A 13767-nucleotide genomic window follows, 5' to 3' on the forward strand; every position below is an offset into this window, starting at 1 on the left:
GGGGGATGAGCCGGTGAACGTGAGCGTGCCGTCCGCCGCGTCGGACCGTGCGCATCCCGCTCCGCTCAGTCGGCCGCCAGCTCCCAGTCCAGGTCCCAGAGCCGGATGCCGTCGTCTCCCGCCGAGACCAAGTTGCGCAGGTCGGGGGTGAGTTCGAGGTGCCGGATGCGTTGTTGGTGCCCTTCGAGCACGTGCAGGCATCGGCCGGTGGCGACCTCCCACATCCGTACGGATCTGTCGTGGCCGGCCGAGAAGGCGAACCGGGCGTCGGGTGTGAACCGCACGGCGGAGACCCAGCCCTCGTGCCCGGCGAACTCGCGTACGGACCGCCGGGAACCGGCGTCCCACAGCCGGATCGGTTCGTCCTTGGCGCCCGAGCCCGAGGACATGACCTGGTGTGTGGACATGGCCAGGCGGCCGTCGGCACTCAGACACGCCGACAGGATCGGTTCCCGGGGGCCGGTCCAGGTCCGCAGGCAGGCTCCGGTGTCGAGATCCCGCAGCCGGAGCACGCCGCCCGAGTCGCCGACCGCCGCGAGCCGTCCGTCCGCGGACGTGGAGATCACGTTGACCGGGCCGTTCCTGGTGATCGTCGTAACGCAGCGGTCGTCGTCCAGGTCCCATCGGCGCAGGACACCGTCGCCGCCGCCGAACCAGGCGTACCTTCCGTCGCCGGTGAACCTGATGGTCCGCCTCATGTCCCAGTCCGGAGTCAGCCGGCGGCACTCGCCGTCCGCCAGTCGCCGCCGAATGATCGCGAGTGGCTTGGTGCCCTCGCACAGGACGTGCCGGCCGTCGTCGCTCAACGCCACCCCGCCCACTCTGCCCTGGTGATCGTCGAGGACGCGCGTGCACGCGCCGCTGTCCAGATCCCAGATCCGTACGGTGCCGTCGCTCTGCCCGCTGACGGCGAGCCGGACATCCGCGGCGACACCGATCGCCGTGATGGCGCCGTAGGACAGGTGGCCGGCGTCCAGTGGCCGCGACCAGGCGGAGCGCAGCCGTACGTGGCGCGCCGAGCGGCCCAGTTCGTGCCAGGCGGCCAGGACCTGGGGCGCGCGCTCGTATCCCGGTATCTCCCGTGCGCGGGTCAACAGGCCGAAGGCTGACCGGTGTCGGCCGTTCGACATCGCCTGGCGTGCTTCGGCGAGCAGCTCCTCGGCCAGTCCGCCGAGCCGGCTGACCTCCGCGTACTCGCGCGGCCTGACCACGTGCGGCTCGGCGGCGTATCCGGTAGCGGGCAACCGCCAGCGATGCACGGGCAGTTCGGGATGTCCGCCGATGGAGCAGCCGAACCGGTCGTCGCCGTCCGGGAATCCGACGTGGTGCATTCCGTACGCGTGGGCGGTGAAGGTCCGCAGACACCGGCCGCCGCTCAGCTCCCAGAGCTGAACGGTGTGGTCGCCGGTCGTTCCGGACAGCAGCAGCAGCCGCCCGCCGTCGCCGAAGGCGAGGTGACCGGCCGCGGCGGTCAGCCCCGTCAACGTACGCACCGTACGGACCCGCTGGTCGTCCCCCACCGCCCACAACCGGATCACCCGGTCCTGACCGGCCACCGCGACCATCCGCCCGTCGGGACTGAAGCACAGCGCATGGGTCCCCGAGCCGGCGGCCAGCACCCGGCACCGGCCATCGGCCACGCTCCACAGCCGCGCCCCGTCCTCCTCGGCGGTGAGCACATGGCGCCCGTCGGCGCTCACCTCGTACTGCGAGCCGTCCAGGGCGCCGTCCTTGAGCGCTGCCCCGAGCGACCACAGACAGGTCCCGGTCCGCGGTTCCCAGACCTGGACGCGCCCGTCCACGCCCTGCCACACACCGATGCGCCCGTCGGCACTCAACCTGACCGGGCACCCCGTGGCGCGTGCGGCGGAGCGGATGACGCGGGTACACCCGCCCGCCCTGAGATCCCAGAACTGCACCGTGCCGTCGCGGCTCGTGGACAGCGCGTACGAGCCGTCAGGGGTGAGGTCGACGCCGAGCACCTGCGTGCGGTGGCCCTTGACCGACAACCGCTGTGCGCTGGTCGCCGTGTCCCACAGCCGGAGCACGCCGTCCCAGTGGCCGCTCAGCGCGAGGCGTCCGTCGGGAGTGAACCGGATCGGCAGATAGCCCATCACCTCGTGCCGGGCGAGCAGTTTCACCGGCGCGAACGGCACCGCGAACGGCTCGCGGAATTCCCGGGTGCCGGTGTGGCGGGCATCGGCCACGGTTCCGGAGGCCGCCACCCGCAGCGCCGCCCGTACGTCGGTGTCATCGGGCCGTTCGCGCGCGAGGGCGTCGAGCAGATCGTGTGCCGCCGCGAGGTCGCCGCGTTCGAGGTGGACCCGGGCCAGAAACAGCCGCACCTGCCAGGAGGACGCGCCGGACCCACGTGGGATCGCCTCCAACCGGGCGACGAGTTCCCCATCGGTGATCGCCCCCGTACGCCACCGGAACAGGCCACTGTTGTACACGGCCCCGACGTGGTGCGGGTCGACCGCGAGCGCCTGGCCGAAGGCATGCTCGGCGTCGGCGGCCCGGTCCAGGTCGAGAAGCGACAGGCCACGGTTGTTGAGCTCGTCGGCCCGCAGATCGGCGGCCTGCGACGCGGGACGCGGATACGCCGAGCCGGTCGCCTGCTCGTAGATCCCGGTCAGTACATCCGCGATGTCCGCCATCGAGGGCGGCCGGTGGGCCGGGTGCTGCCGCAGGCAGCGCCGGAGCAGATGGGCGACTTCCGGTGGCGCCGCGACCGGATTCGAGGGGTCGGCCAGGTATTCCTCCAGCGCGAGACCCGCGACCGAACCAGCCGCCCAATGCACACCGCCGGTGAACATCTCCAGGACCGAGACCGCGAAACTGTAGACATCGCTGCGCCGCCCGACGGGCTCGCCCGCGAGCTGCTCCGGGGACGCGTAGCCGACCGTCATGCCGCCGGACGGCACCAACACGCTGGCACCCGGCGCCACTTGGAGGCCGGCCGGGGCCGTGGCGGCCTTGGACCGGGCGAGACCGAAGTCGGTGAGCTTCGCGGCGCCCGTGCCGTCGAGCAGAATGTTGGCCGGCTTCACGTCCTGGTGCACCAGGTCTCCGCGATGGGCGTGCTCGAGACCGCGGGCCGCTTGGACCGCCGTGTCGAGAACACGGGCGAGGGCCTGCCGCGCATCCCCGGCGTGGAGGCGCCCGTCGCCGATCCACTCGGCCAGGCTGCCGCCGTCGACGTACTCGGCGAACACGCGGGGGACACCGTCGATCACCCGCACGTAATGGCAGGCGCAGACGTTGGGATGGAGCCCGAGGGACACCCACGCCTCGGCCTCCCTGACGAACAGCTCCTGATCGCCGTGGCTCCGGAACAGCTCGGGCCGCGAACTCTTCACCGCCATGTCGATGCCCCAGGCGAGATGCCGTACCCGGTGCACGACGCCCATCCCGCCCCGGCCAAGCTCGCCGATCACCCGGTACCGGCCGTCGACGGTCTCGCCGGTCGCCCAAACGGTCGGCGACGTAGGTGCGTTCACTGCGATTCCTCATCGTGATTGCGGCAGACGCGCCGTCCTGGAAGGCACGGATGCGGAAGGCCCCGCTGTCAGACTTCGACGAGGGTCAGTATGTGACGTCGTCGATCCTGGTGTCGATGTTCCGGGCTCACCGCGGGGGTGCGGGAGCGCGCCGTTCCGTCCTTCGCCGGCCGCATCGGCGGGGAGCCACCGGGCCCGGCCGCGTCGCCCCCGCGGGGTAGGCGCTCGACGCTCATCCGCGGCCGCTACCCGTCTGGCGAGTGGTTCCACGCCCTGGTTACGCTGGAGATCAGCGAGCCCGCCACGCGGTGCCACCGAACGCCGTGTCCGGCGGGAGGACGGCCGTCACCCATGGCACACACCCGTCACATCACCGAGGACCGTGAGATCGTCACCGACGTCCCGCGCCCCGGCTACGACTTCATCGTCTGCGGCGGAGGGACCTCGGGGTCCGTCGTCGCCCGACGGCTGGCGGACGTGCCCGAGGTGAGCGTTCTGCTGCTGGAAGCCGGTGGCAGCGACCGGGTGGAGGCGGTCACCGACGCCACCCGGTGGATGTCCAATATCGGTAGCGAACGCGACTGGGGCTTTTCGGCTCGGCCGTCCCGCTCGCTGCACGGCCGTATGCCCGCGCTGCCGATGGGCAAGGTGCTGGGCGGCGGCTCCAGCGTCAACGCCTCCGTCTGGGCACGGGGCCACCGCTGCGACTTCGACTCCTGGGCCGAGGAAACCGGCGATCCGGGCTGGTCGTACGCCGCTGTCCTCGATGTCTACCGCCGGGTGGAGAACTGGACCGGCCCCGCCGACCCCCGCCGCGGCACCGGTGGCCCGCTGCGGGTCGCCCTCCCCGAGGACCCGGTCCCGGTCGCGGCGGCCCTGGCCCGGGCGACGTCCGCGACCGGCATTCCGGCCGTCGCCGATCTCAATGCGGACCCCATGGAGTCCGGCTGTGGCTGCGGTCTTCCCAACCTCCTGATCGGCCCGGGACACGCCCGGGTCTCGATCGCCGCCACCTATCTCCATCCGGTCATGGGCCGCCCCAATCTCGACATCGTGCTGTGCGCCGAGGTGACCCGGCTCAGGCTGTCGGGGACCCGGGTGACCGGGGTGGAGTTCGTCAGCCGGGGCCGTGTGTACACCGTCTCGGCGGACGAGGAGGTGATCGTCTCTCTCGGCGCCATCAACACTCCGAAGCTGCTGCTGCTCTCCGGCCTGGGCGACCAGGCGGAACTCGCGGCGCTCGGCATCCCCGGCGTCGTGCATCTGCCGGGTGTGGGGAAGAACTTCCAGGATCACATCCTGCTCGCCGGCTGTATCTGGGAGTACCGCGTCCCCGAGGCACCCAGGAACAACGCCGCCGAGTTCGCCATCTTCGCCAAGAGCGACCCGTCGCTGCCCGGCCCCGATCTGATGCCGGTGCTGGACGAGCTTCCGCTCGCCGGCGAGGCGACGGCCCTCCGGTACGACGTTCCCGTGGGGGACGATTCCGCTTGGACGCTGGCGCCCGGCCTCGCCCGCCCGGCCAGCCGTGGCTCGGTACGGCTGGCCTGCCCGGATCCCTTGGCGCCCCCGCTGATCGATGCCGGTTACCTCCGGGCCGAGGAGGACATGAGGGCGCTCGAGTACTGCGTGGAGCTCTGCCGGGAGATCGGCAACCGCGCGGAGGTCGAGCTGTTCGCCAAGCGCGAGGTCATGCCCGGTCCGCTGCGCCGTGCCGAGCTCAGGGACTTCATCCGGGACGCGGCCGGTTCGTACTTCCACGAGACCTGCACCGCGAAGATGGGGCGCGATGAGATGTCCGTGGTCGACGTCTCGCTGCGCGTCCACGGTGTCGGGGGCCTGCGCATCGCGGACGGCTCGGTCATGCCCACCATCACCAGCGGCAACACCATGGCACCCTGCGTCATCATCGGCGAACGGGCCGCGGACCTGATCAAGGCCGGGCGTGGCATCGGCTGACCTTCGCGCAGTGGCGGCACGTCCGGCCTCGTATACCGATGACCGCCTCGTATACCGATGACCATGTCCATCGGCCGGAGCTCTCCTTGAGGTGAGGGTTATATTCGGGCTATATGGGACGCTCACGGTCTGCGGTCCGTACGGCACGGGCTCCCGAGGACGATGACAGGTGACGCCATGGGTGTGGATGAACAGCACCCGGACAGTGCGGACACCCGGATCACTCGGTCGGCGCGGACACGGCTTCGGCTGCTGGGTTCCGCGGGTGGCCAGCTGAGTGGCACCGGGCCGGTGAGGCTCGCCCTCGGGCAGGCGGTCGCCGAACTCAGCGCCCTGGGCGGCATGATCCATGTGTGTGATCCGCGCCAGGGGGTGATGCGCCTGGTGGCCAGCATGGGGCTGCCGGACAACCTGGTCGTGGGGTGGGAGACCCTCACGGACGAGGACAGCGCGGCTCCCGTGTCCTGTGTGCGTTACGGCACCCAGGTCTGGACGCCGCCACCGCCGGATGTGCCGCACCGGGCGCCCCTCTCGCCGTCCGGCCGCTCCTCCCAGGGGGACTTCCCTCCCGGCGCCGGCTCGCTTCCGCCCGGGAGTGGGGTGGTGTCGGTGCCCGTGATCACGGCCGACGGGCAGTCGGTGGGTGCGCTGTCCGCCCTGGTGGAGGTGGCGGATGAGCTCGACGACGCGCAAGGTGAATTCCTGCGGATGGTCGCCGAGTGGGTCGCCGGGTATCTGCGGCCCGCCCGACCCGCCACCGCGGACGTCGAGCACGAGAGGCAACCCCTCGGCGGCGACGCCGTCCGCAATGCCGTATGGCGGATGAACGACGGCCTCCTCGCCCTCGACGACCAGGCACGGCTGACCTTCGCCAATCCCGCGGCCCTGAAGTTGCTGGGGGCTTCCGCCCAGGAGGCGCTGGGGACCGTGCTGTGGGACCACCCGGTGGTCCGGGACACCGGGATGGCCGCCTGCCATGGGCGAGCCGTGACCACTCAGGCACCGGTCGGATTCGACACCCGGTGGCCCGGCAGAGCGGGCTGGTACCACGCACGCTTCGACCCGGTCCCCGATGGACTGGTCATCCACATCGCGGACATCACCGAACGCCGGAGGGAGGAGGCCGAACACTCCACGGCCCAGCGCACCGCGGCGGAGCGGGTCATGCGCATGGGCGAGCTGACCTCGGCGCTCGCCGAGGCGCTGACCGTCCAGGATGTCGTGAAGGCGGTCGCCGACCGGGTGCTTCCGCCGTTCGGCGCGACCGGCCTGATCTGCCAGGTGATCGAGGACGGGCAGTGGCGCATGGTCGGTTCGGCCGGGTATCCGGCGGAGTTCCTCGAGACCGTTCAGAGCATCTCGGTCATGGAGATGTCCGCCATCGTGGAGGTCCTCAGCTCCCGCTCCCCGATCTTCCTGTCCACTCCGCAGGAGTACGCCGAACTCCACCCGGACGCGGTCGGCTATCTCCACCGAAGCGGGATGAAGGCATGGGCATTCCTCCCCCTGATCGCCTCGGACCAGCAGATCGGCTACTGCGTGGTGGGTTTCGGCCGGCCCCGCCACTTTTCCGAGGAGGACCGCTCCCTGCTCATCGCGCTGAGCGGACTGGTCGCCCAGGCGCTGGAACGGGCCCGGCTGTACGACGCCGAGCACACCAGGGCCCAGGAACTCCAGCGTGGACTGCTGCCCCACCGACTGCCCGTCCTGCCGGCCGTCACGGCCGACGCGCGCTATCTGCCCGCCGCCGGGGGCGTGCAGGTCGGCGGCGACTGGTACGACCTCATCCCGCTGTCCGGGGAGCGGGTCGCCCTCGTCATCGGCGATGTCATGGGCCACGGGCTGTCCGAGGCCGTGACCATGGGGCGGCTGCGCACGGCCGTGCACACCCTCGCCGATCTCGAGCTCCCGCCCGATGAACTCCTCGCCCACCTCAACGATCTGGTCGGCGACCTCGGCGATGACTTCTACGCCACCTGTCTGTACACGGTCTATGACCCCGCCACCAACCTGTGCTGTTTCGCGAGTGCCGGGCACCCACCGTTCGCCGTCGTCCGACCCGACGGGACGGCCTACTTCCCCCCTGCCGACGCCGATCCACCGCTCGGCGCCGCCAGCCCGCCCTTCGAGATGCACGAGATCGAGGTGCCCGAAGGCAGCCATCTGGTGCTGTACACCGATGGCCTGGTCGAGTCGTCCGCCGTTGACATCGACGAGGGCATGGCCCGCCTCGCCCACGCCCTCACCAGGGCTGCCGCGCCTCCGGCGGACTTGTCCGCGGACGTGCGCGCCCCCACCACGCTCCAAGGCCCCGGCCAGCTGTGCGACTCCGTCATCAGCGCATTGGTGCCGGAGCAGGCCGAGACTCACGACGACGCCGCGCTGCTGATCGCCCGGACGCGGTCGATGGCTCCGGACCGTGTGGTGTCCTGGGCGCTCCCGGACGGCCCCATCGCCGCGGCCGAAGCCCGCCATCGGGCCACCGAACAGCTGTCCATGTGGGATCTCGACGAACTGTCGATGACCACCGAGCTTCTGGTCAGCGAGCTGGTCGGCAATGTCGTCCGGCACGCGAAGGGTCCCATGCGGCTGCGTCTGCTGTACGGCCGGACACTGATCTGCGAAGTGTCGGACGGCAGCCTCACCACCCCGCGGATCCGGCGCGCCGCCGAGACCGACGAGGGCGGGCGCGGGCTGCAGCTGGTCTCGGCGCTGTCCGATCGATGGGGCATGCGTTTCACGGCGACGGGCAAGTGCATGTGGACGGAGCAGGCGCTGCCCTCGCCCGCACGCCCGGCCGTCGCCGCCTGAGGGGCGGGTGTGGGTGCCGGACTCTCCCTCTCACGTCAGCAGTTCCCTTGCCAAGGCACCGCATAGGAGCTGCCGATTTCATACAGCCCTGGTGTGGAAACTTTGAAACGGATCCAGTCACCATCACGCTCGATACAACCAGCGCTGGTGCGTAGCCAGGGGGAATAGGGGATACGCAACCTGACCATACCGGGCTTGGGAACTCGTATCGCAAATTTTGCGTTGTCGCTGCTGACGACTGACGCATCTGCACCTGAGATAATTGGCCTGGCACCCTTCACCCGATAAATCTGCCACTGGGAGTCGTGCCATACCGGCTCCAGCCAGCTTGGTCTGCTGCGGACGAGCTCGGCTTCGTCTTTTGCCGCCCAGTCAGGCTCACCCCCCGGCAAGACGACATAACCTACCGCCCACTTGTCGAGCCATGCGCGATATTTCCCCATCGTGAACTGGTTTTCATAGAACAGGCCCCCACGTTCTACATCGAGCTGACGATTCCATCCCCGCGCCAGATTCACGTGAGGACCGAGTACGGTGGTTTCACGATGATTGACAGCAGGCACTACCTCCACACGCGTGCGGTCCGCGTGCAAACGGTCGAGTGCTTTCAGCACACCTTGCGTGTGGGACGCCCATGACGGCACAGGTGTCGACATATTGAGCACATGGACAGTGTGTGCCGTCACCCACTGCACAGAAAGAGCGAGAGAAAGCCCGATGGCTATCCTTGACGCTATTCGGACGCCGCGCTCGAGTAGCACGCAGAGAAGCACCGGAGGCCCGAATAGTTCAGCGAGACGGATGACGTTGGAACCGACCGGGGAAGAAATCAGTCCGGTCAAAACCACACCTGACGCATAAACCGCGGAGCTGAAACGTAGAGTCTTCCACTCTCGCGGTGCCAGTAGCGCCAGAACGATTCCGAAGAGGGTCGGCTTCCAAATATCGTCCATGGCCATGGGCATGACGCCGCTAAAAGGAAAGAGCAAGACTGCCGAAGCGACCACTGCGACAGGCGGTGCACAAACAGCGATAGCTCTTCCAATATCCCGGTTCAAGAGCCACCCTGCCCCGAGAACCAGGAGGAACAGCCCTGCGACGGGACTGGCCAGAGTTGCCAGGGCGCTGAACGCCGATGCCAGGACCAAGCGCCGGCTGGAACCTGCCAGGCTGAGACAGGACACCAGTGCCAGAGCCACGCCCAGTGCGAAAGTCGAGCGCCCCGATGCGACATTCGCCCAGAGAGACAGGACCGCCAGGAGCGCAGGCCACAGCGGACGACTTACTCCGCTGCGTACGAACACGCGCCCCACGAACCACGAGGCAATGATTCCCGCCCCCGCGGTGACGGTCCGCACACCAAGAAGAGCCATCAACTGCGGTGCAATGACACTGTAGTTGCCGACATGGATGCCCCCGTACCAGCCCAGGTTGTAGGGGGATCCGGGGTGTCGGGAGACGAAATCCGCCCATGATAATTGCGCGGCAAGATCACCGCCGCCTGTTGCCAGATAGGCGGCCCATACCGCATACAGCGGCAGGGCCAGCGCGGTAGCCGAAATCGGGACGTAGTGTTGGCGCCAGCGTGTACGCGCCCATGCGAATCTACCGGCGCCGGCATGAAAATTATCTACAGGTATTTGGACATCTACATCTACATCTACATCTACATCTGCATCTACAGGCAGTTGGACCGCCGAGGCGGAGGGAGGTATTGGCGACACTCCGCCAGCGTGCCCGGACCTCGTTGACCGGTTGCTGACCCAACCTGACCGGCCGATCAGGAAGGCGGGCCGGCGCTGTGCAAGGCTGCACCACATGCGCATCCTGGTGGTCGAAGACGAGGTGGACCTTGCCCACACCCTGCACACCGGTCTGATTGCCGAGGGCTACAGCGTCGACCTCGCCCATGACGGCCGGCACGGACTGTGGATGGCCCGGACCGGCGAATACGCCCTTGTCGTACTGGACTTGATGCTGCCCGGACTCAACGGCTACAAGGTCTGCGCCCAGCTGCGCCGGGAGGGCAACGCGACCCCCATCCTGGTACTCACCGCCAAGGACGGGGAGTGGGATCAGGCAGAGGCCCTGGACACGGGGGCCGATGACTACCTGGCCAAACCCTTCTCCTACATGGTGCTCGTCGCACGGCTGCGGGCCCTGGTCAGACGAGCCGCCACGGTCGCCCTGCCCGTCCTTGCCGTGGGCGACATCTCGTTGGATGTCGCCGGCCGGGTCTGCCGCCGGGCCGGGGCCCGGGTGGAACTCACACCCCGGGAGTTCGCCGTGCTGGAGCTGCTGGCCCGCCGCGCGGGCCAGGCGGTCTCCAAAACGGATCTGCTTTATCACGCGTGGCCCGACGAAGCCCAGGATCCCAACCTGGTGGAGGCGCGCGTCAGCGCCCTCCGTAAGAAGGTGGACACCGCGTTCCAGCGGCAGTCCCTGCAGACCGTACGGGGTACCGGCTACCGGCTGGTGGACGACCGTGAACGCGACTGAGCCGCGACGCCGCTGGTGGCCAACCGTAAATGCGACCGGGCCGCGACGCCGCTGGTGGCCGCGTTCGGTACGAGCCCGCACGGCCCTGGCCGCCGCCTCGGCCGCCGCCGTCATCCTGGCCGGCATCGGCTGGTGGGTACACCACGACGTCTACCGCGAGAGCACAGGGATCGCCCAAGGGCAGACGCAGAAACAGTTCTTGGCTCTCGTCGATCAGCTGGAGAAGGGTGCGGTTCCCGGTCGCCGAAGCACCGTGCCGTATGAGATCGTCGCGACCGGCCGACGCGCTGCCGTCGCCTACGGCGGAGGCATGGAGGAGTTCGATCCCGGCACCCGCCATGTGCTGCCCGCCCCACCGAAGGCCGAGTTGCCCGCCCCACCGGACGAGGGGCCGAACTGGGGCTATACGACCCGTCCCGTGCGCCTGCCGGCGCGCCCCGACTCCGCACCCGGGGACCGGTTCGGCAAGGACGGCGGAACCTACCAGGTCATGTACGACGATGTCAGGGCCGATGAACTGAGCAGCGACACAGTCGCCGCTCTGGGTGTCGCCGCCGACGCCCAGTTGCGGGTCTATGTGGTGGTGCTCCCGCACGCAGCCGAGGACATCGCCGGGACCATCACCGAGGCCACCGACCGCCTGCTGCTGCGGGCCGGACTCGTCAGCCTCGTACTGATCTCCGCCGCCGCCTACTTCACCGTCCGCATCGCGCTGCGGCCGGTCGAAGCCATCCGCGTCCTCACCGCCTCGGTGACCGCGAGCGACCCCCGCGAACGCGTCACCATCCCCGCCGCGGGACATGAGATCACCGCCCTGGCCACCACCCTCAACACCACCCTCCAACGCCTCGACGATGCCGCCGCCCAGCAACGCCGCTTCGTCGCGGACGCCGCCCACGAACTACGCAGCCCCCTCACCACACTGCTGGCCAGCATGGAAGTCGCACTCGCCTACCCGGAACGCACCGACTGGCCCGCCGCGGCCACCACCGCCGCACGACAGACCCGCCGCCTCCAGGCTCTCGCCGAAGACCTGCTGCTCCTCGCCCGCCTCGACACCCGCACCCCCATAGCCGGCCCCGAAACCGTCGACCTGACAGCCCTCGCCTCCCGGTTGGCCGAGCAATACCCCCTCACCGAACGGCCGTTGACCCTCACCTGCGACAGCACCGCCCCCGCACACGTACAAGGAAACCCCGACGAATACGAACGGCTGCTGCGCAACCTCATCGACAACGCCGCCCGCCACGCCGCACACCGCATCCAGATCACCGTCCGGAACCAGGACGCCTGGGTCGTCCTCACGGTCCACGACGACGGACCGGGTGTGCCCACCGAGGACGCCGAGCGCATCTTCGAACGCTTCGTCCGGCTCGACGACGCCCGCTCCCGCGACCACGGCGGCACCGGCCTGGGCCTCGCCATCGCCCGCGACCTGGCCCACCGCCACCGAGGCACCCTCACCCTCACCCCCCGGACCCTCGGAGCATGTTTCCAGCTACGCCTTCCCCAAGCCCCCACCTCAGCCGGCAAATGACGCGCTTCACCGCGGCCGCACCGGCCACCCGATGAGAGGCCGCTGGCCGGCCCAGCACAAACGGCACGGGCCCATGGCCCTATCCGCGCCGCGCCTCTGCCATCGGGCAGGGCGTTGCTCGAGATGGTCTGTTTCAGGATGCCTTTTGGCCGGCGGGCTTCTCGATCCCGGTGGTCACCCGTGCCCCTCGGAAGAGCACCGGGAGCCACAGGAGACATGCCAGCAGGGGGACCGCGGCGTAGGTGGCCATGCCCACACCGGAGCCCAGCCCGTCCATGAGCGCGCCGAGGACGAGATAGCCGATGCCGATGAGCGCCGACTCCACGAATGCGATCATCGACAGCAGGCTCGCCCGGTGGCGCGACGGCACGGCCTCGTTGAACACGTTGTCCACGATCACGGCGGTGATCTCGGGAATCCCGACCAGGGCCAGGAACGCGGCGATGGTGACCCAGACAAGGCCGAGGCCGCTCAGGCCGAGTGCCGCGGCGAGCGTCAGGAGGGACACCGGGACGATGACCCGATACCCGATGCGCCGGTCCGCGCGGTCCGACAGCAGCGGAGTGAGCCCGCCGGCGAAGAATCCCGCCGATATGACCACGCTGACCAATGCGGTGCCCGCTCCCTGATCGGAGAGGGTCTTCTGCGCGAAGATGATGTACGGCGTCAACGTCGCGTGCATCAATCCGGACACCACGACAAGCGTCACGAGCGCCGGCGTGGCGACCCGAAGCATCGCCCGCCACGCTGTGGCGTCGCCGTGCTCCTCGGCTCCGTCCTGCTCGTCCACCGCGTCCGCGCCGCGGATCTCGGGCACCCGTGACATCAGCACCACCACGGCCAGGGCGAGGCACGCCGCCGAACCGGCGTAGACGACTCCCCAGGAGATCTGCTGCAGTTGGCCGCCGAGAACGATGGCGGCTCCCGAGGTGACCGTCCCGAGCATGGTGAACCGGGACTTGATCCTGACGTAGTCGGCCGTTGCACCACGACGCACGAGCAGGTCGTACAGCAGGGCGGTGTCCGAGCCGGACACACATGCCATGCCCACGCCCTGCCCGATGAACAGCGCCAGGAACACCCAGTAGTTGGAGAACGTCCCCTGGCCGAGCAGACATCCAGCTATCAGCAGCTGGCCGATCACGATGCCGGCACGCCTGCCGATGCGGTCGGCGATGACTCCCGTCGGCAACTCCGCAAGTCCGCTGACCAGGTAGAGCAGTGTCTGCAGTAGGGCCACTTGCCCGGCGGAGAAGCCTCGCTGCTGAAGGAAGAGGACGAATACGCCGCGCTGGAACAGCGTGTTGGCGAGCACGGCGTAGATGTAGAACGGGCGCGTGACACTGCGTGCCGCATGGTCGACCGCAGCCGACCGGCCAAGGGCCTCCGTGGTGCCGGTCACGCTGTGGGCTCCCTGGTGACTCCGGTGATCATTGGTGTTGGGCCTCCGCCGCCGACCGG

At 69.3% G+C, this 13767-nt stretch carries 7 protein-coding genes; 4 read left to right on the forward strand and 3 right to left on the reverse strand.

Annotated features, from left to right (window positions below; all coding sequences use genetic code 11):
- Nucleotides 1-65: 65 nt before the first annotated feature.
- Entirely contained in the window at nucleotides 66-3500 is a 3435-nt protein-coding gene (locus JK364_RS57855) for a protein kinase domain-containing protein (protein ID WP_201858003.1), read from the reverse strand.
- Between the two features lie 351 nt (nucleotides 3501-3851).
- On the opposite strand from JK364_RS57855, the gene JK364_RS49285 reads away from it, so the two are divergent.
- A complete protein-coding gene (locus tag JK364_RS49285; protein WP_201858004.1) occupies nucleotides 3852-5459 on the forward strand; it encodes a GMC family oxidoreductase in 1608 nt (535 codons plus the stop codon).
- A gap of 177 nt (nucleotides 5460-5636) precedes the next feature.
- The gene (locus tag JK364_RS49290) at nucleotides 5637-8270 is read left to right on the forward strand and encodes an ATP-binding SpoIIE family protein phosphatase (RefSeq protein WP_201858005.1); all 2634 of its coding nucleotides are present in this window, start codon (nucleotides 5637-5639) and stop codon (nucleotides 8268-8270) included.
- Nucleotides 8271-8305: 35 nt separating this feature from the next.
- Here JK364_RS49290 and JK364_RS49295 read toward each other — a convergent pair whose 3' ends face one another.
- The gene (locus JK364_RS49295) at nucleotides 8306-9994 is read right to left on the reverse strand and encodes a DUF8823 domain-containing protein (protein WP_307841644.1); all 1689 of its coding nucleotides are present in this window, start codon (nucleotides 9992-9994) and stop codon (nucleotides 8306-8308) included.
- Between the two features lie 94 nt (nucleotides 9995-10088).
- Here JK364_RS49295 and JK364_RS49300 point away from each other — a divergent pair, with 94 nt between their 5' ends.
- Both JK364_RS49300 and JK364_RS49305 read left to right on the forward strand, forming a co-directional pair.
- On the forward strand, nucleotides 10089-10769 hold the full coding sequence (locus JK364_RS49300; protein ID WP_201858006.1) for a response regulator transcription factor: 681 nt from the start codon (nucleotides 10089-10091) through the stop codon (nucleotides 10767-10769).
- Nucleotides 10756-12306, forward strand: a complete 1551-nt coding sequence (locus JK364_RS49305; protein WP_201858007.1) for a sensor histidine kinase — start codon at nucleotides 10756-10758, stop codon at nucleotides 12304-12306. The genes JK364_RS49300 and JK364_RS49305 overlap by 14 nt, the downstream gene beginning before the upstream one ends.
- 133 nt (nucleotides 12307-12439) lie before the next feature.
- Here JK364_RS49305 and JK364_RS49310 read toward each other — a convergent pair whose 3' ends face one another.
- Nucleotides 12440-13708: an MFS transporter gene (locus JK364_RS49310; protein WP_201858008.1), complete on the reverse strand. Its 1269-nt coding sequence runs from the start codon at nucleotides 13706-13708 to the stop codon at nucleotides 12440-12442.
- Nucleotides 13709-13767 lie beyond the last annotated feature (59 nt).

The organism is Streptomyces endocoffeicus (assembly GCF_016741935.1).
Taxonomy (GTDB): domain Bacteria; phylum Actinomycetota; class Actinomycetes; order Streptomycetales; family Streptomycetaceae; genus Streptomyces; species Streptomyces endocoffeicus.

Bases quoted from the DNA above. Each gene is read 5' to 3' on its own strand.
- JK364_RS49285 (WP_201858004.1), top strand. From the start codon at position 3,852: ATGGCACACACCCGTCACATCACCGAGGACCGTGAGATCGTCACCGAC.
- JK364_RS49290 (WP_201858005.1), top strand. From the start codon at position 5,637: ATGGGTGTGGATGAACAGCACCCGGACAGTGCGGACACCCGGATCACT.
- JK364_RS49300 (WP_201858006.1), top strand. From the start codon at position 10,089: ATGCGCATCCTGGTGGTCGAAGACGAGGTGGACCTTGCCCACACCCTG.